Origin of the sequence: Nocardia implantans, assembly GCF_035544775.1 — a bacterium.
GTDB classification, from domain to species: Bacteria; Actinomycetota; Actinomycetes; order Mycobacteriales; family Mycobacteriaceae; genus Nocardia; species Nocardia implantans.
In genome coordinates this window covers 194,365-214,301 of sequence record NZ_JAYKYQ010000012.1, presented here as the reverse complement: position 1 = coordinate 214,301, position 19,937 = coordinate 194,365, and the positions used below count along the sequence as shown (strand labels likewise).

At 69.2% G+C, this 19,937-nt stretch carries 18 protein-coding genes; 6 read left to right on the top strand and 12 right to left on the bottom strand.

Features of this window, described 5'->3' with window-relative positions; all coding sequences use genetic code 11:
* Positions 1-579: 579 nt before the first annotated feature.
* From tyrS to U3653_RS26860, 5 genes are all read right to left on the bottom strand, one after another.
* Entirely contained in the window at positions 580-1,869 is a 1,290-nt protein-coding gene (gene tyrS, locus U3653_RS26880; protein ID WP_195082834.1) for a tyrosine--tRNA ligase, read from the bottom strand.
* A 305-nt stretch (positions 1,870-2,174) separates the two neighbouring features.
* Positions 2,175-2,816, bottom strand: a complete 642-nt coding sequence (locus tag U3653_RS26875) for a DNA-3-methyladenine glycosylase (protein ID WP_195082833.1) — start codon at positions 2,814-2,816, stop codon at positions 2,175-2,177.
* Positions 2,817-3,010: 194 nt separating this feature from the next.
* Positions 3,011-4,156, bottom strand: a complete 1,146-nt coding sequence (locus tag U3653_RS26870) for a low temperature requirement protein A (RefSeq protein WP_195082832.1) — start codon at positions 4,154-4,156, stop codon at positions 3,011-3,013.
* Positions 4,157-4,181: 25 nt separating this feature from the next.
* Positions 4,182-5,072: an RNA polymerase sigma-70 factor gene (locus U3653_RS26865; protein ID WP_195082831.1), complete on the bottom strand. Its 891-nt coding sequence runs from the start codon at positions 5,070-5,072 to the stop codon at positions 4,182-4,184.
* Complete coding sequence (locus tag U3653_RS26860) at positions 5,069-6,247, bottom strand: NAD(P)/FAD-dependent oxidoreductase (protein ID WP_195082830.1); 1,179 nt, start codon at positions 6,245-6,247, stop codon at positions 5,069-5,071. Before U3653_RS26860 ends, U3653_RS26865 begins: the two co-directional genes overlap by 4 nt.
* 233 nt (positions 6,248-6,480) lie before the next feature.
* Between U3653_RS26860 and U3653_RS26855 the strand changes: the two genes are divergently transcribed.
* From U3653_RS26855 to U3653_RS26840, 4 genes are all read left to right on the top strand, one after another.
* Complete coding sequence (locus U3653_RS26855) at positions 6,481-8,001, top strand: multicopper oxidase family protein (protein WP_195082829.1); 1,521 nt, start codon at positions 6,481-6,483, stop codon at positions 7,999-8,001.
* A gap of 85 nt (positions 8,002-8,086) precedes the next feature.
* On the top strand, positions 8,087-8,818 hold the full coding sequence (locus tag U3653_RS26850) for an ABC transporter ATP-binding protein (RefSeq protein WP_195082828.1): 732 nt from the start codon (positions 8,087-8,089) through the stop codon (positions 8,816-8,818).
* Positions 8,815-9,609, top strand: coding sequence for an ABC transporter permease (locus U3653_RS26845; RefSeq protein WP_195082827.1), 795 nt, complete (start codon positions 8,815-8,817; stop codon positions 9,607-9,609). Before U3653_RS26850 ends, U3653_RS26845 begins: the two co-directional genes overlap by 4 nt.
* A complete protein-coding gene (locus U3653_RS26840) occupies positions 9,606-10,250 on the top strand; it encodes a TetR/AcrR family transcriptional regulator (RefSeq protein ID WP_195082826.1) in 645 nt (214 codons plus the stop codon). The genes U3653_RS26845 and U3653_RS26840 overlap by 4 nt, the downstream gene beginning before the upstream one ends.
* A 31-nt stretch (positions 10,251-10,281) precedes the next feature.
* Here U3653_RS26840 and U3653_RS26835 read toward each other — a convergent pair whose 3' ends face one another.
* The 6 genes from U3653_RS26835 to U3653_RS26810 form a co-directional block, all read right to left on the bottom strand.
* Positions 10,282-10,596, bottom strand: coding sequence for a L,D-transpeptidase (locus U3653_RS26835; RefSeq protein WP_324722481.1), 315 nt, complete (start codon positions 10,594-10,596; stop codon positions 10,282-10,284).
* 411 nt (positions 10,597-11,007) lie between these two features.
* Positions 11,008-11,238 carry a Trm112 family protein gene (locus U3653_RS26830; RefSeq protein WP_195082824.1) on the bottom strand — a complete coding sequence of 77 codons (231 nt, stop codon included), beginning with the start codon at positions 11,236-11,238 and terminating at the stop codon, positions 11,008-11,010.
* Positions 11,239-11,247: 9 nt separating this feature from the next.
* The gene (locus U3653_RS26825) at positions 11,248-11,805 is read right to left on the bottom strand and encodes a GtrA family protein (RefSeq protein ID WP_195082823.1); all 558 of its coding nucleotides are present in this window, start codon (positions 11,803-11,805) and stop codon (positions 11,248-11,250) included.
* The gene (locus tag U3653_RS26820) at positions 11,802-14,048 is read right to left on the bottom strand and encodes a hypothetical protein (protein ID WP_195082822.1); all 2,247 of its coding nucleotides are present in this window, start codon (positions 14,046-14,048) and stop codon (positions 11,802-11,804) included. The genes U3653_RS26825 and U3653_RS26820 overlap by 4 nt, the downstream gene beginning before the upstream one ends.
* 71 nt (positions 14,049-14,119) lie before the next feature.
* Positions 14,120-14,611: a GtrA family protein gene (locus U3653_RS26815; RefSeq protein WP_435406587.1), complete on the bottom strand. Its 492-nt coding sequence runs from the start codon at positions 14,609-14,611 to the stop codon at positions 14,120-14,122.
* Complete coding sequence (locus tag U3653_RS26810) at positions 14,608-16,779, bottom strand: hypothetical protein (protein ID WP_195082854.1); 2,172 nt, start codon at positions 16,777-16,779, stop codon at positions 14,608-14,610. The genes U3653_RS26815 and U3653_RS26810 overlap by 4 nt, the downstream gene beginning before the upstream one ends.
* Positions 16,780-17,048: 269 nt before the next feature.
* Between U3653_RS26810 and U3653_RS26805 the strand changes: the two genes are divergently transcribed.
* On the top strand, positions 17,049-18,149 hold the full coding sequence (locus U3653_RS26805) for a glycosyltransferase family 2 protein (RefSeq protein WP_195082821.1): 1,101 nt from the start codon (positions 17,049-17,051) through the stop codon (positions 18,147-18,149).
* A complete protein-coding gene (gene rffA / locus U3653_RS26800; RefSeq protein WP_195082820.1) occupies positions 18,139-19,278 on the top strand; it encodes a dTDP-4-amino-4,6-dideoxygalactose transaminase in 1,140 nt (379 codons plus the stop codon). Before U3653_RS26805 ends, rffA begins: the two co-directional genes overlap by 11 nt.
* A 27-nt stretch (positions 19,279-19,305) precedes the next feature.
* On the opposite strand, the gene U3653_RS26795 is transcribed toward rffA, so the two are convergent.
* Positions 19,306-19,905, bottom strand: a complete 600-nt coding sequence (locus U3653_RS26795; protein WP_195082819.1) for a class I SAM-dependent methyltransferase — start codon at positions 19,903-19,905, stop codon at positions 19,306-19,308.
* Positions 19,906-19,937 lie beyond the last annotated feature (32 nt).

The following is a 19,937-nucleotide window of genomic DNA, read 5'->3' as shown; positions in this document are numbered from 1 at the left end:
AAGCACGCCGCCAGCGTTCGTCCTGAGCCAGGATCAAACTCTCCGTTGAAGACTCACAATCACACCCCGAAAGATGCAATCAGATCAAAAACCAGAGTCCGAAAACCCAGCAAAACAATCGCCAGCCAGAAATTAGCTGACTAAAAATGTCCGACCCTCCACACGGGGGTATGAAGAGCCGAAACCAAAAATAATTGGCACTGACATTCATCGACACACTATTGAGTTCTCAAAGAACACACGCACACACATCCGGGCCAGACTCGACCGGACCTTCTGTGAGGCAACTTTCCCAGCCTAACCAAGCAACCAACCGAAGTCAAGACTCGCGGTCGATCTGCGTCATACTGGGCTGACAGGCGCTCCTCGTCCTACCTCGTTTCCCGGTCCCGCTCGGCGTTTCCGCCTCGCTTCGGCTCCGGGTTGGTGTCCGTGTCGCTCTGACTTGGACTAAGTTACGCGGCGGAAAACGCTACGTCAAATCGCCTGGACAACTTGGCGTTTCCGCAGGTCGATAGCGTGCGATCGGTGTGATCGGCGGCTTGAATCACACGGATGTGATTCAAGCCACCGCGATCGTCATGCCCCTGCCCGCAGTACTCCCGCCAGGTTCTTCTTGCCACGCCGCAGCACGAGCCAGCGTCCGTGCAGGTAGTCGGTCTCGGCGGGGGTCCATTCGATATCGGAGACCTTCGTGTTGTTGACGGCGGCGCCGCCCTCGTTCACCGCACGCCGCGCGGCGCCGCGGCTCTCGCACAGCCCGGTCGCGACCAGCAGGTCCACGATGGTGTTCGGCTCGCCCGCCTTGATCTGCGCGACTTCGCCGTCGACAGCGGCTTCGCGCAGGGCCGCGCCGAGGGTCGCCTCGTCGAGATCGCGCAGTTCGCCCCGGCCGAAGAGGGCCTGGCTGGCCAGCTGCACCGCGCGGGTGTGGTCCTCGCCGTGCACCAAGGTGGTCATCTCCGCGGCCAGCCTGCGCTGCGCCTCCCTGGCGTGCGGACGCTCGGCGGTCGCCCGCTCGAGTTCGTCGAGTTCCTCACGGGACAGGAAGGTGAACCAGCGCAGGTAGCGCACCACATCGGCGTCGGCCGTGTTCACGAAGTACTGGTACCAGGCGTAAGGGCTGGTCATCTCGGGATCGAGCCACAGGCTGCCGCCGCCGGTGGACTTGCCGAACTTCTTGCCGTCCGCGGAGGTCACCAGGGGAACGGTCAAGGCGTGCACGGCCGCGCCGTCCACCCGGCGGTTGAGTTCGACGCCCGCGATGATGTTGCCCCACTGGTCGGAGCCGCCCACCTGCAGCGTGCAGCCGTAGTCGCGGCGCAGCTGCAGGTAGTCGTTGGCCTGCAGGAGCATGTAGCTGAACTCGGTGTAGGAGATTCCTTCGCCGTCCAGGCGCCGTTTGATGGTGTCGCGCGCCAGCATCACGTTCACCGAGAAGTGCTTGCCGATGTCGCGCAGGAAGTCGACGGCGGTCAACTGGCCGGTCCAGTCCATGTTGTCGACGATGACGGCTCCGGTCGGCGAGTCGTTCAAGTCGACGAAGCGCTCCAGCTGGGAGCGGATCCGCTCGGCCCAGTTCGCGACGGTGTCGGTGGAGTTCATGGTTCGCTCGCCGACGTCGCGCGGGTCACCGATCAGTCCGGTGGCGCCGCCGGCCAGCACGATCGGGCGATGTCCTGCACGCTGGAAACGCTTCAGCGCGAGCAACGGCACCAAGTGGCCCGCGTGCAGGCTGGCGGCGGTGGGGTCGAAGCCGGCATACAGGGTCAGCGGCCCGGCGGCCGCCGCCGCACGCAAGGCATCCAGGTCGGTGGACTGCGCGATCAGACCGCGCCAGGTCAGTTCGTCGATGATGTCGCCGCTCACGATGTCCTATCTTTCCGCACGGAGTTCCGGCCCACGTGTGCACCTCGGTGTCCTGGCGTGCGACGGTGCGCGTCGAACGAATTCGGTTCACCCAGTCGAGGTGTCCCCCCGGATCGTGCGCGACTCGGACCGCGGCCCGAGTCTCGCGTCGTTCGGTGAACGACCACCGGCGAAGCACGGCCTGGTTGTCGGCCGGCGAAACCTGCATCGCGAGGAGGCCGTCGCGGTCCGGGCGCGCGGCGCTTCGTGGTGAGTGGTCGGTCGCGAATCCACGGCGCCGCGGCGAAGGCCTTTTCGGTGATCCGTCAGGCCGACCGCGTCGTGGGCAGTGGAGCGCGCGGACTGCGCCGGTACACCGATACCGCGCGGGAATCCGGCAGCCAGAAACGCCACGGCACATCCGCCGCGCTGCTGACGCCGACCCTCGGGCCGGTGGCGATCGCGGCGTCGGCGACGGGGCTGTTCAGCTCCAGCCGGATCGGCGACGACGGATCGAGCAGCGGAGTGCCGTAGTCGCTCAGGGTGATTCCCAGCGCGCTGCCGAGATTGCCCGGCCCACGGGCCAGGTCGAGATCGGATCGAGCGCTGGGACGCCGCTCACGTGCCGTCTGCAGTCCCGCGACGACCTCACCGGAGCGGATCAGCGCGGCGCTCGCGACGCCGTCCGGTCCGCTCGTCACGTTGATGCAGGTGTGCATGCCGTAGCTCAGGTAGACGTACAGCACACCGGCCGGGCCGAACATCACGTCGTTGCGCTTGGTGCGGCCGCGACCGGAATGCGACGCAGGATCGGGCCACGGTCCGGCCGGATCTCCCCCATAGGCCTCGACTTCGACGATGCGTACACCGACCGGGCCGGACCACAAGGTCGCCCCGAGCAGACGGCGGGCGGCGGCGGGGGGTTCGATGGCGAGTTCCTCGACAGACTGGGCACACACAGCCGCCATTGTCCTCGACGGGGATGACGACGGCCGGGTTCACCCAGTTGCCCGGCGGCCGTACCGTCCGCGCGAGCGATCGCAGCCGACGACGTGGCGGAGTGGCAGGTGAGGCGCTCGCCGATGCTCACGCGCCTGCCGAAACCCGCGACGACCGGCGGAAATCGCCGGCCAGGCCGATCGGACCACCGGCCGTGGCGCATTCAGAAATACGCGCTGTGCTCGCCGGACCGCAGTGTGAGCAAGTCGTCGGCGATCACCGCGGCGTAGCCGACGACCACGATCGCGGCCAATTGCGCCCAAGCGACCCAGTAGACGCCGATCGGAGTGGTGGCGGCCACGGCGAGCGCAGCGAGCAGGCGCGCTCGGGGTCGCGGCAGCCGCAGGGCCAGGCGGAAGAAGAACTGGCCGAGGAAATACAGCGTGACGCCGCCGGAGAGCGCGGCGGCCACGGCGACCGGACTCGCTTCGCCGCCGCGGGCGATGCTCATCTGGATCCCGGCCGCCGCCACGATGACTCCGACCAGCAGCGGATACAGGGCGTAGCCGTAGGCCAGCACGGCAGGCCGGGACCGTTCCCGGTCCGGCACCGCGGCCAGCGCGTGCTCACCGCGCTCGTCGTCGACGCCGAAGTACGCCCACCACAGCACATAGGCCAGGCAGAGGCCGAGGCCGACGGTGGCGATCAATCCCGGCGTGATCCGCTCGCCGGCGAGCCCGGCGCCGATCGCGACGATGGATTCGCCGATCGCGACGATCACGACCAGCCCGTGCCGCTCGCAGAAATGACTGGCTCGCACCACGAAGTCCCCCGTATCGACCAGGTAGGGACTGATCACCTGCACCGCGAACGCGGCTGCCCAGCAGGCGTATTGCGCCCAGTCGTGCACGAAGCCGCCCGCGAGCACGAGCGCGGCGGCCAAGGCGTTGAGCGGACCGATCCGCCGGATCGCGATCGCCGCCGATGCGCCGCCCGCCGAGGCGAACAGCGCGGTGTGCACAGCGGTGACCAGGACGTACCCGAACCCGAAGGCGATACCGGTGCCGTGGAAGGCGTCGGGGATCGCCAACGCGAGGACGAAGAAGGCGAACATGCCTACCAGCAGCCAGGTCCGGCGGGCGGAGCTGTTCGGCGCGACCTCGTTGGTGAGCCACACGTAGCCGGAGTACATCCACCAGATCACCCCGAACAGCAGCGCCACCTGCGCGAGCGCGGGCCAGCCGGGATGGTGCGTGTAGACATGCGACAGCTGGGTGATGGTGAGAACGAAGACGAGATCGAAGAACAGCTCGAGCGTCGAAGCCCGCACCTGCCCGCCATCGGCGGACAGGGCACTCTGGTTGGTCACGGCTGGAGCCTAGAACGGCAGGGCGTCATCCGAGCGCGTCGGTGCCCATGGACAGGCCCTTCAGCTTGTCCGGGTTGACCTGGAACCGCAGATTCTGGATTCGTCCGTCGGCGATGTCGTAGGTGAACGCGGCCACCGGGGTGCCGCCGATGGATACCAGCGCGCCGAGTTCACCGTTGATGCAGGCGGATTCGAATACGAACCCGGCGACGATCGGCTTGGCCAGCACGCCGAGAATCCAGCGGGCCACGTGATCGGGTCCGTACAGCGGGCGGCGCGCCGCGGTCACCACGCCGCCGCCGTCCGACCACGATGTGACGTCCGGAGCGAGCAGGTCCATCAGCGCGTTGAGATCGCCGCCGGAGCACGCGGCCATGAATCGGGCGGTGATGTGGTCGCGCTGCGCCTTGTCGGTGTCGAAACGCGGCCTGCGCGAGTGCACGTGACGTTTGGCGCGGTGGGCGATCTGCCGGATCGCCGGTTCCGGCCGGTCCAGGGTCTCGGCGATCTCGGCGTGCGTATAGCCGAAGACCTCGCGCAGCAGGAAAACCGCGCGTTCGACGGGACTGAGCGTTTCGAGCACCACCAGCATCGCGGTGGAGACGGTGTCGGCCAAGTCGGTCTCCTCGGCGATGTCGGGTGAGGTGAGCAACGGCTCGGGCAGCCAGGGCCCCACGTAGTTCTCGCGGGTGGCCCTGGCCGAGGTGAGCCGGTTGAGCGACAGGTTGGTGACCGTGCGCACGAGGTAGGACTTCGGCTGCCGCACCGTCGACCGGTCGGTGTCGTTCCACTTCAGCCAGGCGTCCTGCAGGACGTCTTCGGCGTCGGTGACGGTGCCCAGCATCCGGTACGCGGTGGCGAACAGCAGACGCCGATGCTGGAGAAACGGGTCCTGCCCGGTTGCGCGGTCGGTCATGGCTGAATTCTCCTGGTGGCGCGGCCGCCCTTCGACAGGGTGACCGACACCGTCATCCGCTTGCTCAGCGCGAAGACCGGAATCGGGCTGCTGCTGACGGTTTCCTTGTAGAAGACCGCGGCGCGGCCGGTCAGGTAGCCGCGGCGCGGGCTGTCGTCTGCCTTGGTGAACTGGATGACCGCGTCCTTGCGACCGAGGCTGACCGGCTGGTGGAAGTACCCGAAACGGAACGGGCGCACGCGCTTGCCGCGCAGTTGCCGCGCGATGAGATCCGCGGTGTAGGCGGCGGTCGGCATCCCGCTCTGGCAGGTGCCGTGGATCTGCCCCCAGGCTTGGCGGACCGCGGCGGCGTCGCCGACGGCGTGCACGGCCGGGTGCGACACCGACCTCAGGGTCGGGTCGACCACGATCAGCCCGTGCGCGTCGGTCTCGATGCCGGCCCTGGCGGCCAGCGGCGACACGCGAACGCCCGCCGTCCACAGCGTCAGGTCGGTGTGCACGAGTTCGCCGCCGGCCAGTTCGACCGCGTCGGGCAGCACCTTGACCACGGCCCGGCCGGTCTCGCGAGTGACGCCGAGGCGGTCGAGCGCCCGGTGCAGATAGGCGCGGGCTTTCGGCCCCATCATGGCCCCTGGCTCGCCGGTGCTGATCAGGGTGACGCGCGCGCCGGGATGGCTCTCGGCGATCTCCGCCGCCGCCTCGATGCCGGTCAGGCCGCCGCCGCAGACCGCGATGTCGCCGCCACGCGCCGCCACCTCGGCGAGGCGCTCGGCGAACCGGTGCGCGGTGGCGGGGTTGTCGAGGGTCAACGCGTGGTCGGCGGCGCCGGGCACGATGCTCGTGTCGGCGGTGCTGCCCAGGGCGTAGATCAATTCGTCATAGGGCAGGCGCGTTGTATCGTCGACGGTCACCTCTTGATTCCGCGGATCGATGGCCGTGGCCCAGCCCTGGACGAAGGTGATACCGGTGCCCTCCAGCAGCGCGGGAATCCGGTGCTCGGCGAGCTCCTGACCGGCGGCCACCTGGTGCATGCGCAGCCGCTCTGTGAAGCGGGGCGAGGGGTTGACCAGCGTGATCCGGACGTCGAGCGCGCGGGTGCGCCGGGCCAGCCGCACGGCGGCGAGCATGCCGGTGTAGCCGCCGCCCAGGACGACGACGCGATGTTCGGTGTTCATGGCAGTGCTCCAAAGGTCGGGTCACCGGGGCAGGAATGGCGGATGGTGACGACCATGGGACAACTGACCGTGCTCGAACGTGACACCAGAATATGTGTTCTGGGTCACACGAGATGGGCGGCGCGTCAGCCGGCACCCTGAATATCCGTGCCACGCAGATCAGGGCCGGACCGGGGACGAAATAGGGACGGTCCCGGATGTGTTGGCACGCTCGCAATTTCTACCGTCGGTCCATGTCTTCGGATTTCCGGCCGCGCAAGCGGCGGTGGTTGCTCATCGTTCTGGTCTGCGTCGCGGCATTGCCGGTTCTCGTCGTCGGTGGCGTCGCGTGGGTCTACGCCCGGGCGGAGGTGTCCGCCGCCGGGAAAACGGAATTCCGGAACGAACTCGCCATTCCTCCGCTGGCGCCGTCACGGCTGAGCGCCGACGGCATACGGACGTTCGAACTCGAAATGCGGACAGCTCAGAGGGAATTCCGTCCCGGCCGGGCTACGCAGACGTGGGGTTTCAACGGCGATTACCTCGGGCCGACCCTGCGGGCGCGACGCGGGGAGAAAGTGGCGGTCACCGTGCGCAACGCGTTGCCCGAGGCCTCCACGGTGCACTGGCACGGCATGCATCTGCCCGCCGAGATGGATGGCGGCCCGCACCAGATGGTGGCGCCCGGCGCGGCGTGGACGCCCCGATGGACCATCGATCAACCGGCCGCGACGCTCTGGTATCACCCCCATCCGCACGGCGCGACCGAAGCTCACGTACGCCGGGGGCTGGCAGGGATGTTCCTGCTCGACGACGAGGTGTCCGCCGCCGCGTCCCTGCCCTCCGACTACGGCGTCAACGACCTGCCGCTGATCGTCCAAGACGTGCGGTTCGACGGCGCGGCGTTCGGCTCGACGCACGCGATGTTCCGCGATGTCGGATTCCTCGGCGACCGGACGATGGTCAACGGCACGCTCGCGCCGTACCGCGACGTCGGCGACGAACTGGTCCGGTTGCGCCTGCTCAACGCCTCGACCGCACGGATCTACACCTTCGTCTTCGCCGACGGACGGCCGTTCTCACTCGTCGCCACCGACGGCGGCCTGACGGAGCGGCCGAGCACCGTGGACCGGCTGCGGCTGTCGCCGGGCGAGCGGGCCGAGATCGTGGTGCGGATGCGGCCGGGCGAGCGCGCCGTACTGCGCGGCGGGAAACTCGACGCCGGGCTCGATTTCTGGACCCAGCGCTTCTCCGGCGGCGACGACACCTTCGACATTCTCGAACTGCGCGCGGCCGAGACCTTGCGGCCTGCGCCGGAACTTCCCGCGGTACTGGCCCCTCCCACCACCCCGGACGGCGGCGACTCGGTGCGGGAACGGCATTTCGATCTGAACCTCGCCGGGATCAACGGCACGCCGATGGCCATGGACCGGATCGATTTCGCGGTCACCCGCGGCACCGCCGAGACCTGGGTGGTACGCAACAACGACGGCATGCCGCACAACTTCCACGTCCACGACGTGCGATTCCGGGTGCTCGCGGTGGACGACGCCCCCGCGCCCGCGGCTTCGGACGGCCCGAAGGACACCGTCTTCCTGCCGCCCGGCAGCACGGCAAGGCTGGCCATGCGCTTCGACGGACCGGCCGATCCGGACGCGCCGTACATGTTCCACTGCCACCTGCTCTGGCACGAAGACCTCGGAATGATGGGCCAGTTCGTCGTCGTGGAACCGGGCCGGACGGCAGGGACGCCGCCGAGGCACCACGGTCACTGATGTCGCCCGGCGCTCTTGCCGGCGCCGCGCGGCCGCGCTAAATTCATCACATAGTGAATTCAACACTCGATGAATTGAGGCGACCGTGTCGCAAGCCATCCCCTCCCCCGCCGTCGAGGTCAGAGACCTGCGGGTCCACCGCGGCGGCCGCGAAGTCCTGCACGACGTCTCGTTGACCATCCCGCGCGGCACGATCACCGGGCTGCTCGGTCCGTCCGGGTGCGGCAAGACGACGCTGATGCGCAGCATCGTCGGCACACAGATCGTCGAATCAGGTGAGGTCACCGCGCTCGGCCACCCGGCGGGCTCGCCCGCGCTGCGCCACCTCATCGGGTACGTCACGCAGGCGCCGAGCATCTACAACGACATCAGCGTCCGGGAGAACGTCGCGTACTTCGCCGCGCTCTACGGCCGCGACCGGGCCGACGTGGACGACGCGATCACGGCGGTCGGCTTGGCCGACCACGCCCACCAGCGCGGCGACGAGCTGTCCGGAGGCCAGAAGACGCGGGCCTCGCTCGCCTGCGCGCTGGTCGCCCAGCCCCAGCTACTGGTGCTGGACGAGCCGACGGTCGGCCTGGATCCCGTACTGCGCGTCGAGCTGTGGAAGCAGTTCCACGAACTGGCCGCGAACGGGACGACGCTGCTGGTGTCCAGCCACGTCATGGACGAGGCCGAGCACTGCGACCGGCTGCTGCTGATGCGCGAGGGGCAGCTGCTCGCCCAGCTCAGTCCCGACGAACTGCGCACGCGGACCGGTGAGCAGAACCTGGAGACCGCCTTCCTCACCCTCATCACGATGGGACAGAACGCATGACCGCCGTATCCCGAGCCGCACCCCGGCGGACGCCGACACTGCGCCCCTACGCCGCGACGACCGGCCGCATCCTGCGGCAGCTGCGCAACGACCACCGCACCGTCGCCATGATCCTGGTGGTGCCCGCCCTGCTGATGGCGCTGCTGTATTTCATCTACAAGGACACTCCGACCAACCCGCTCGACCCCGTCTCGCTGTTCGACCGCGTCGGCATCAGCATGCTCGGCATCCTGCCGTTCATCGTGATGTTCCTGATCACGGCGATCGCCATGCAGCGCGAACGCACCTCGGGCACGCTGGAGCGGCTGCTGTCGACGCCGCTGACGAAACTCGATCTGCTCGCCGGATACGGCACCGCGTTCTCGCTGGCCGCCGCCGCGCAGGCGACCGTCGCCTGCCTGGTCTCCTTCGGTTTGCTCGGGCTCGGGTCGGCGGGCAGCCCGGCGTGGGTGGTGCTGATCGCGGTGGTGGACGCGGTGTGCGGAGTGGCACTCGGTCTGCTGGCCAGCGCGTTCGCCCGCACCGAATTCCAGGCCGTACAGTTCATGCCGGTCGTGGTCGCCCCGCAGATCTTCTTGTGCGGCTTGCTCGTTCCCCGCGGCCAGCTGCCGGATTGGCTGGAGGTGATCAGCAACGTGATGCCGTTGAGCTACGCGGTCGACGCGCTGCAACAGGTTTCGACGCATCCCGAGGTCACCGGCGCGATGTGGCGCGATCTGGCCATCGTGGCCGGGTTCGCGATCGTCGCCCTGTGCCTGGGCGCGGCCACGCTACGACGGCGGACCGCATGACGGCAGCCAACGGCTCCGGCGGCACCGAGCGACCCGCTCGCACCGGCCGCCGACCGGGGCAGTCGGGCGCCCGCGAGGCCATCCTCGCGGCCGCCCGCGCCCGATTCGCCGACGCGGGGTTCGACAAGACCTCGGTGCGCGCCGTGGCCACCGACGCCGGGGTCGATCCGGCCCTGGTGCACCACTATTTCGGCACCAAACAACAGCTTTTCGCCGCGGTGGTGGAGCTGCCGGTCGACCCGGAGACGACCCTGCGCGTCATCGAGGCCGCACCGCTGGACCGGTTGGGCGAGACCATTCTCCGAACGGTGGTCGCCGTCTGGGATTCTCCCGCGGGTGCCGGCGTGGTCGCGATGGTGCGCAGCATCCTGGCCGGCAGCCATGATCTGTCGCTGGCCAGGGCGTTCCTCTTGGAAGTCGTGCTGGAACGCGTGCGCAAGCGGATCGCCACTCCGGAGGACGACGGACGCGTCCGGATCGGTCTGGTCGCCTCGCAGATGATCGGCGTGCTGGTGGGCCGCAAGATCGTCGGAGTGGAACCGCTTGCCTCGATGCCCGCGGATGATCTGGTCACCGCGGTGGGCCCGACGCTGCAGCGCTATCTGACCGGAGACATCGGGCCGGGCCCGGCGTCCGGGTGACCGCGACGATCACCGCCGGACACCGGGGCCGTCACTCCACGACTTCGACGACGTCACCCGGCCACAAGTACTCGTAGAACGCCTTGGCCCCCTCGTAGGTCATCCGGACGCAGCCGTGCGACTGCTTCTCGATCGGGCCCACATGGAAGGCGATGTCACCGTTGAAGAAGGTCGCGTACTCCATGGGAGCGTTGTGCATGGTGCTCCAGTGGAACTCCTTCTTGAACGAGACGTGGAAGACTCCCGGCGGCGTCTCGTATCCCGGCATCCCGTGCGAGATCGGCGTCGGGCCGTAGACCACCTTGCCCCCGTCCATCAGCCAGGCTTCATTCGTCGACAATCGCATGCACGCACGGGCCGCTGTCGAACACGGCGCCACGACCGGCGCGGGCGGCGGGGGTGGAATAAGCGCTGGCATACCGGGGACATCCGGGCCGCCCGGCCACAGTGGCTCGGCCTGCGCCGGCGCCGCGGCGAATCCCGCCGCAGCCACCGCGCAGGCGATCGCGCATCGAGCCGTCCAGTTCCGTAAACGCGAATCGCTCATGACGTTCCCGACCTCTCTCTCATACGCCACCGGTGCGCTGATCAGGTCGGCCGCAACGCCCCTTGACTGGAGCGAGTTGACCGTCTCGAAGTGCAAATGATCATGGCGGACCCGGCTCAGAACGGTCAATGGACGCAAAACGACCGTGACGCATCCGTTGCCGCACGGCGGGCGAGTCGTGAGCGGAAGGGAATGTCGGTGCGGAGAGGGTCAGGCGTCGCTCTGGGCGATGAACGCTTCGTGCTCGGCGTCGGTGACGTCCCTGGCTTCGTCGACGAGCAGCACCGGGATGCCGTTCTCGATCGGGTATGCCCGGCGCAGGCGCGGGTTGTAGAGCGACTCGCTGCCGTCGGCGGCGCGAACCAGCCGCAGCGGGCCCTTGTCCTGCGGGCAGGCCAGCAGACTCAGCAGTGTGGCGTCCAGGGTGGTGTGCTCAGGCATACCAGGAACCTACCTTCCGGCCGGGCCGGAGCGAGAACCGTCCGCACCGGCAGCGGATGTCCGGCGGAACGAGATGTGGCGATGGCCGAAGAAGCTGGCCCCCGCCACCAGCGCCATCACCCCGACCGCCGACGGGATGCTCGGCAGATGCAGCACCGAGACGCCCAGTTGCAGCAGCACCATGTTCAGCACCAGTCCGCCGGAGTTCACCGCGACGAACGCGACGAAATCCCGCGCCGCGCGCCCCCGGACCCGGAACACCAGGGTCCGGTGCAGGACGAACGCCACGACCACGCTCACCGAGTAGGCCAGGGCGGGCGCGAGCGCGGCGGGCGCCCGGTCGCCGAGCACCGCCAGCCACAGCACCGTCAGCGCCATGCCGAGTCCCGTGTTCACCATGCCGACGACGGCGAAGGCGATCTCCTGGCGACGCACCAGGCGCAGCAGCGGGCCGGGGTCGGCGGCGGGCGTCACGCCGGGTCCCGGGCCCGTCGTCGCGCCCGCGGCATCGAAACGCCGCGCATCCGATTCCGGTGCGCCGATGCCGTCCGCCGCACCCGCGCTCATCGGGCGGCGTCGGCCAGGTCGGTTTCCGCGGGCACGCCCGCGTCGGGCGGGGACGCCCCGGCTCCGGCCGCCGCGTCCGGCCGCCGCCTGCCCCGCAGGTACGCCCACTGCGACAGCCCGACGACGAGCAGGCCGAGCAGAGCCGCCGCGACGCCGATCCGCCAGCCCGGCGGCTGCCACGACACCACGAGCTCACCCGAGCTGCCGGCCGGGACATCCACGGCGACAAATGTTTTGGCCACCAGCGTGGAAGGAAGTTCGCGCCCGTCCAGCGTCACCCGGTAACCGGGCCAGCCCAGCCGCGCGAAGACGATTCGCCCGCCCTCCGGCGAACTCACCCGCACCCGGCTGGTCGTGTCCGACTCACCGACCGACGTGGCCGTCGCCCCCTGCGTGGCCGCGATCCGGCCGTCCCGCACCGAGATCAGCCCGTCGGTGCGCTCCAGCACCGAGATGTACTTCTCGTGCCCGGGGTAGTCGACCCATCGCCAGCCGGGCGGCGCGGGCTGGTCGCGCGCGTCCGGATACAAGGCGCGATGCAGCACCACCCGATCGACCTTCATCAGGTCGACGATGGTGCGGCCGGTGGTCGGCTCGGTGGCGAACGCGCGCCGGTAGGCATCGGGACAGACGCTGGTGTCCCAGCGCATGCACAACGTCTCGCCGAACCAGTAGTGCCCGTTGGGGGTGTATCCGCTGACGTAGGTCAGCTCCAGATTCTTGGCGTAGTTGCCGAAGACCAGCGATCCGTACGCGCCGGGCAGATTCCGCTCCTGCGGCGGGATGAGCATCCGGTCGCCGAGTTGCAGTGTGGTGCCGGGGAAATCGGGGAACGCGGCCTTCATCTCCGACCGATTCTCCGGCAGATTCCAGCCCATCGGGGTCGGTTGCGCACCCCACACCTGGAGGTAGGCGATGGGGAAGACGGCGACGACGATCAACGCGCACGCGGCGACCGCACCGCGGCGGCGCCCGAGCCACACCGCGGCGGCGCCGAGCGCGGCCACGCCGAGCGCCGCGACGATGTGCGGGATCACTTCGTGCGGCGCGGCGGAGAACGTGCGCACCCACAGCAGACCGATCAGCACCGCGGCGGCGATGCCGCGCCGCCGCCAGTCCTCGACGGTGGCGAAACGTCCGAGCAGCACGCACACCAGCACCAGCAGGCCGAGCGCGACCATCGGCAGCACCCGCGCGGGCCAGCGCAACGGTCCGACCGCGCCGGGACCGGCCGTCCACATCAGTGCCATCACCGCGAACAGCGCGGGCGCGACGAGCTCACGCGCCGCGCCGAGCGCCTTGCGCCAGTCGACGAAGGCCAGCGCCGGAACCAGGAACCAGGCGATGTAGACCACCGGCATCGGCTGCACGTAACCCCACCAGGAACTGAACGCGGGCAGCGTGCTGGGCAGGCTGGCGTTGAGCGACTCCGACCACGGCACCGTGAGGAACTGGTCGTTGTTGATCTGCGCGGTGCCGCGCCAGGTCACCTTCGCCGACAGCATGCTCGGCAGGTAGGTCGCCAGTCCGGCCAGCGCCGCGGCGGCGGCGACGATGAGCAGGCGCGCCGACGGCCGCCACGCCTTCTGGTACACCAGTTCGCCGATGGCGACGGCGCCCACCATCAGACCGGCCTCCACCGCGGGGAAGATGTACTGCACCGAGATGGCCAGATACAGGAACACGAAGGTCGGGATCGGCCCGCTACGCCCGCGGGCATAGCGCACCCCGGACGCCCAGGCATGGGCCAGCCACGCGGTGCCGGTGAACGCGGTCATCCAACTGGACTCGTCGAAGAACAGCAGCCATCCGGTGAACGGAATCGCCGCGCCCGCCACCGCCGCCCACGGCGCTTTCGCCCCGTAGGCCAGGCAGATCCGGTACACACCGAGCGCGAGGACGATCGCGAAGATCAGTTTCACCACGGTGGCGTACAGCGCGAGGTTGTCGACCGAGGGCGCGATCAGATCGATCAGCAGTTGCGGCGGATTGAGCAGCCCGGCCTCTTCGATGGTGTAGTTGCCCGCCATCCAATGCTCGGGGAGCATCGCGGGCAATCGTCCCTCGCGCAGGTACCGGCCGAGCATCACCCACAGCGGGGCGTACTGCGATTCGGTGTCGTCGGTGTAGAAATGCCGGGCGTTGGCGAGTAGCACCGCACCGTAACCCGCGATCACCCCGAGCGCCGTGATGACGCCCCATGTGCGGACTTCGCGCGAAGGATGACTGCTACGTTCGGCCACGAGTCCCAGACCCTACCGTCACCGCGATGCGGCTCCGGCAAGCCAGTGCCGCCGATGACGTCCGGAACGGGTCATCCGGCCGCGTTCTGGGTCGGCGCCTGCGGGTTACGGCGGAACGAGATGTAGCGATGGCCGAAGAAACTCGCGACCGCGACCAGGCCCATCACCACGACGGCCGAGGGAATCCGCGGCAGGCCAAGCACCGAGACCGCCAGCGACAGCAGCACCGTATTCATCAGCAAGCCACCGGAATTCACCACGACGAAGGCGGCGAAGTCGCGCAGCACCCGGCCGCGAACCCGGAACACGAGCGTCCGGTGCAGGACGAAAGCGACGACGATGCCGACGGCGTAGGCCAGCACGACCGCGACGGCGGGCGGCCACGCGTCACCGAGCACCGCGAGCCACGCCACGGTCAGCCCGATGCCGAGCAGGGTGTTGCACGCGCCGACCAGCGCGAAGGCGACCTCCTGCCGCCGGACCACTCGCATCAGCAGTCCCGCCGCGGGACCGTCGCCCACCGCGTCGGGACCCATGGCCACCGGAGGGGTGTTCGTCTTCACGAAACGGCGTCCGCCAGTTCGCGATCCGGCTCGGTGGGCGCGGGGTCGGCGCTGTCCTGCGGCTCATCGCGGCGCCGGGAACGGACGTACAGCCATTGCAGGACGCCGATGCCGAGCACCCCCGCCACCGCCGTGGCGATGCCGATCTTCCAGCCCGGCGGACGCCAGGTCAGCACCAGCTCGGCGTTCTGGGCGCCCGCGGGAACATCGACGGCGATGAAGGACTTGGCGACCGTGGTGATCGGAAGCGACTTGCCGTTCAGTGTGACCCGATATCCCGGCCAGCCCAGCCGCGCGAACACCACCTTGCCGCCCTCGGCCGAGGAGACGCGCACCCTGCTGGTGGTGTCGGTCTCGGAGATCGAGGTCGCGCTCACGTTCTTGGTCGCCGTCACGCGGCCGTTCGTGGTCGAGATCGGCCCGCCCACGCGTTCCAGCACGGCGATGTAGCGCTCGTGGCCCGGGTAGTCGACCCACTGCCAGCCCTCGGGCGCGGGCTGGCCGGGCGCGTCCGGGAACAGCGCCCGCTGCAGCACGACGCGGTCGAGGTTCATCAGGTCGACCAGCGGCCGTCCGGTGGTCGGCTCCGGCGCGAACATGCGGCGGTAGGCGTCCGGGCAGACGCTGCCGTCCCAGCGCATGCACAGCAGCTCACCGAAGTAGAAGTGGCCGCTGGGGGTGTAGCCGTTGACGTAGTTCAGTTCCAGTCCACGGGCGTAGTTGCCGAAGACGAGCGAGCCGTAGGCGGCCTCGATGCTCTTGTCCTGCGGTTGCAGCAGTCCGCGGTCGCCCAACTGGATGGTGTTTCCCGCGAAGTCGGGGAACGCGTCCTTCGCCACCGAACGCTTCACCGGCAGGTTCCACGACATCGGCGTGGGTTGCGCGGCGTCGACCTGGAAATAGGCGATCGGGAACATCGCGACGATGGTCAAGGCGCACGCCGCCGCGGTGCCCTTGGTGCGCCCGAGCCACACCGCCGCCGCAACCAGCGCCGCCAGCGCCAGCGCCGCGATCACGTGCCAGATCGCGTCGTGCGGGTCGGCGGAGAACGAACGCACCCACAGCAGCAGGATCAGCACGCCCGCCGCGATGCCGCGGTTCTTCGGATCGCGGAACGTTCCGTAACGGCCCAGCAGCACGCACACCAGCACGAGCAGGCCGATGGCCAGCATCGGCAGCACGCGTGCGGGCCAGCGCAGCGGTCCGACGGAACCGGGACCCGCGGTCCACATCAGCATCATGATCGCGAAGATCGCGATCGCGCTCAGCTCCCGCCATGCTTCCTTGGCCCGCCGCCAGTCGACGAACGCCAGGGCGGGGATCAGGAACCAGGCGATATAGGTGACCGGTAGCGGCTGCACGTAGCCCCACCACGAGGTGAAGGCGGGCAGCGAGCTGGGCAGGCTGGCGTTGAGCGACTCCGACCACGGCACCGTGAGGAACTGGTCGTTGTTGATCTGCGCGGTGCCGCGCCAGGTCACCTTCGCCGACAGCATCGAGGGCAGGAAGGTCAGCAGGCCCGCGAGCCCGGCGCAGCCCGCCGCGAGCGCCAGCCGCAGCACCGGCTGCCATTTGCGCTGGTACACCAGCTCGCCTACGGCCACGGCCAGCAGCATCAGCACCGCTTCGACCGCGGGGAAGATGTACTGCGTCGAAATCGTCAGATACAGGTAGACGAAGACCGGAACGGGCCCGCCGAGACCTCGCGTGTAGCGCACCGAGGCCGCCCAGGCGTGCACCATCCACGCCGTGCCGGTGAGCGCGGTCATCCAGCTGGCTTCGTCGAAGAACAGGAAGAAGCCCGACAGCGGCAGCGCGACACCCGCAACCGCCGACCACGCCGGCCGCCCGCCGTAGACGAGGCAGATCCGGTACACGCCGAGCGCGGCGATGATCGAGAAGATCAGCTTCACGACGGTGGCGTACAACGCGACGTTGTCCACCGAGGGCGCGATCAGATCGATCAGCAGCTGCGGCGGGTTGAACAGGCCCGCGTCGTCCATGGTGTTGTTGCCGGCCATCCAGTGCTCGGGGACCATGACCGGGAAATCGCCCGCGCGCAGCGCACGGCCCAAGCCGACCCACAGCGAGGTGTACTGGGACTCGGTGTCGTCGGTGAAGAAATGCCTGGCGTTGGCGAGCAGGACAGCGAGGTAACCCGCGACCACTCCGAGCGCGGTGATGACCCCCCACCGGTAGACATCTCGCCGCGAATAGGCATCCGGCGGCGAGTCGAGCACTGCACTGTCCGTCACGAGTTCCAAACCCTACAGGGCGGCTCCCGGCTTGGCATCGGTCGCGGACGCCGCCAAGATGAGGGCATGATCAGCTGCTCCGGTGGCCGCCGCGCCCACCGTGCTAGAGTCCACACCGGTTCGGGCTCCGCAGTTCTGCCACGAGTACCGGCACGCACCGTCATCGAAAGTCGATCCAGCTGATGCCGATCACCCCCGCCCGCACACTCCGTTCCGGCGCCCCGGCGACGAACGGTGACCCGGCACGGCCCGGCGTGGACCGGCCGCACACGGTGTCGGTGGTCGTGCCGGTGTACCGCGGCGAGGACACGATCGCCGGTCTGGTCGCCGAGCTGCACGAGCTCACCCGCGCCACCGAGACCGCGGGCGGCACCACGTTCACCGTCTCCGAGATCATCCTGGTGCACGACCACGGCCCGGACCGCTCCGACGTGGTACTGCAGGAACTGCAACAGACCTATCCCACCGTGCGCACCGTCTGGCTCAGCCGCAACTTCGGCCAGGATGCCGCGACGATCGCCGGGATGTCGGCCGCCGCCGGTGACTGGATCGTCACCATGGACGAGGACGGCCAGCACGATCCCCGCTTCATCAGCACGTTCCTGGACACGGCGCTGGCGCAGCGCGCCGATCTGGTGTACTCCAAGCCGAGCAACACCAGGCCGCACGGATTCCTGCGCAATCTGACCTCGCGCGGAGCCAAACTGGTGCTCGCGACGCTGTTCGCGTTCCCGGATTCCACCCGGTTCGAAAGCTACCGGCTGATCCGCGGGGACATCGGCAGGCAACTGGCCGAGGTCGCGTCCAACGGCGTCTACCTCGACGTCGCGCTGACCTGGGTGGTCGGCGCCGTCGCGCAGGCGCCGGTGGTGCTGCGCGCCGAGGGCAGGGAGGAATCCGGCTACAACTACCGCAGGCTGTTCTCGCTGTTCTGGAAGATGGTGCTGTGCAGCGGAACCCGCGGGCTGCGGCTGGTCAGCCTGCTCGGCGTCACCTTGGCGCTGGCCGGCGGCGTGATGGCCGCCGTGGTGGTGTTCGAGGCGCTGACCACCGACGGCTGGGCGCCGGAAGGCTGGGCATCCACCATCGTGGTGCTGCTGCTGTGCTCCGGCGCCATCCTGTTCTCACTCGGGCTCATCGCCGAGTATCTGGGCGTGGCCCTGCACATCTTGGTGGGCAAACCCCTCTATCTCACCGTCGAGACGCCGACGCCGCGTCCGGCGGAAGCTTCGGAACTGACCGCGACCACCGCCAGCAGGGGGACCGACCGGGTTGAGCACTGACCGCGTCATCTTCAGCCGTCCGTACCGGGCGCGCCGGGAACTTGCGAATCTGGAGGCCGTGCTCGCCTCCGACCACAGCCACGGTGACGGGCAGTTCACCGCGTCGGCCACCGCGAAGCTGAAGGCGATCACGGGCGCGCCGCACGCCCTGCTCACCACCTCGTGCACGTCCGCGCTGGAGATGGCGGGCCTGCTGCTGGAACTGGGCCCGGACGACGAAGTGATCGTGCCCAGTTTCGCCTTCACCTCCACCGCCACCTCGATGGCGCTGCGCGGCGCCACCTGCGTGTTCGCCGACATCGATCCGGCCACCGGCAATCTGGACCCGGAATCGGTGGCCGCCGTGGTCACCGAGCGGACGAAGGCCGTGGTGGTCATCCACTACGGTGGCGTCGCCGCCGACATGGCCGGACTGCTCGACCTGGCGAACACCCACGGTTTCGCCGTCGTCGAGGACAACGCGCACGGGCTCGGCGGCGCCTGGCGCGGCCGCAAGCTCGGGACCATCGGCACGATGGGCACGCTCAGCTTCCACGACACCAAGAACGTGCACTGCGGCGAGGGCGGCGCGCTGCTGCTCACCGACGAGATCCTGATGGCGCGCGCCGAGATCATCCGGGAGAAGGGCACCGACCGGGCCCGGTTCCTGCGCGGCGCCGTGGACAAGTACTCCTGGCAGGACATCGGCTCCAGCTACTTGCCCAGCGAGCTGAACGCGGCCGTGCTCGACGCGCAACTGGACGAGTTCGACGCCATCCAGGCCGGACGCCACCGGGTGTGGGACGCCTACGCCGCCGCGCTGCCGGATTGGGCCGCGCGCAACGACGTGCGCCTGATGTCCGTGCCCGCCGATCGCGAGCACACCGCGCACCTGTACTACCTGCGGACCCCGAACGAGCGCCGCCGCGACGACCTGATCGCCCACCTCGCCGCGCGAGGGATCTCCGCGCCGTTCCATTACATCCCGCTGGATTCCAGCCCCGCCGGATTCAAGCTGGGCCGCACGCCGCGCGCCTGCGTCCGCAGCGCGGAGTTCTCCGCGACCGTGCTGCGCCTGCCGCTCTGGCCGGATCTCACCGACGCGCAGGTGGCCCGCGTCGTGGACGCGGTCACCGCGTTCACCGTGTGAACCGGCCCGCGACGCCGGTTCACGGCCTCACGCGGTGAGCACGTAGAGCTTCTCCCGCCCGCCCGCGATGAGGGTCTCCTCGGCCACGCGCGGTCGGTAGGCGGTGAAGAACTCGTCGAGCGTCCGCTCGGTGAAGCGGTGCGCCTGCTCGCCGTCGCCCGCGTCGGTGAACCGTTTGCCGATGGTGGCGAGGAACGGGTTGTCGCTGGTCGCCAAGTTGCGGACCGGTTCGGCGACGATCACCCGCTCGGTGGCGGCCGCGAGCATCCGGTCGAGCAGCGGGCGCGGCTCGGGCAGGAAGTGATAGAGGCTGGCCTGCATGATGACGTAGTCGGCCGTGGGCAACGCGTCACCGGAACGCAGGTTCCACACTTTGCCCCGCCCGCCCGCCTCGTTCACCCGCGCCACGAAGCGCTCGTTGAGATCGAGCCCGGTGTAGTCGACCGACTTGTGGCGCAGGTAGCGGGTGTAGAGCGTCGCGGGGCCGCAGCACAGGTCGACCACGCTCGCCCCCTGCGGGACGAGTTCGGCGATAGCGCGATACCGAGCCGTGTAGTGCTTGCCGTACAACCCGCGCATCAGGACCTCGTAGACGGTCCCGCTGCGGTAAATGAGGCTCGTTCCCACAGGCACTCACTATGCCATCGGTCGGTGAATCC

Bases quoted from the DNA above. Each gene is read 5' to 3' on its own strand.
- U3653_RS26875 (WP_195082833.1), bottom strand. From the start codon at position 2,816: ATGGCGGCTGTGTGTGCCCAGTCTGTCGAGGAACTCGCCATCGAACCC.
- U3653_RS26865 (WP_195082831.1), bottom strand. From the start codon at position 5,072: ATGACCGACCGCGCAACCGGGCAGGACCCGTTTCTCCAGCATCGGCGT.
- U3653_RS26860 (WP_195082830.1), bottom strand. From the start codon at position 6,247: ATGAACACCGAACATCGCGTCGTCGTCCTGGGCGGCGGCTACACCGGC.
- U3653_RS26855 (WP_195082829.1), top strand. From the start codon at position 6,481: ATGTCTTCGGATTTCCGGCCGCGCAAGCGGCGGTGGTTGCTCATCGTT.
- U3653_RS26845 (WP_195082827.1), top strand. From the start codon at position 8,815: ATGACCGCCGTATCCCGAGCCGCACCCCGGCGGACGCCGACACTGCGC.
- U3653_RS26840 (WP_195082826.1), top strand. From the start codon at position 9,606: ATGACGGCAGCCAACGGCTCCGGCGGCACCGAGCGACCCGCTCGCACC.
- U3653_RS26835 (WP_324722481.1), bottom strand. From the start codon at position 10,596: ATGCGATTGTCGACGAATGAAGCCTGGCTGATGGACGGGGGCAAGGTG.
- U3653_RS26830 (WP_195082824.1), bottom strand. From the start codon at position 11,238: ATGCCTGAGCACACCACCCTGGACGCCACACTGCTGAGTCTGCTGGCC.
- U3653_RS26825 (WP_195082823.1), bottom strand. From the start codon at position 11,805: ATGAGCGCGGGTGCGGCGGACGGCATCGGCGCACCGGAATCGGATGCG.
- U3653_RS26805 (WP_195082821.1), top strand. From the start codon at position 17,049: ATGCCGATCACCCCCGCCCGCACACTCCGTTCCGGCGCCCCGGCGACG.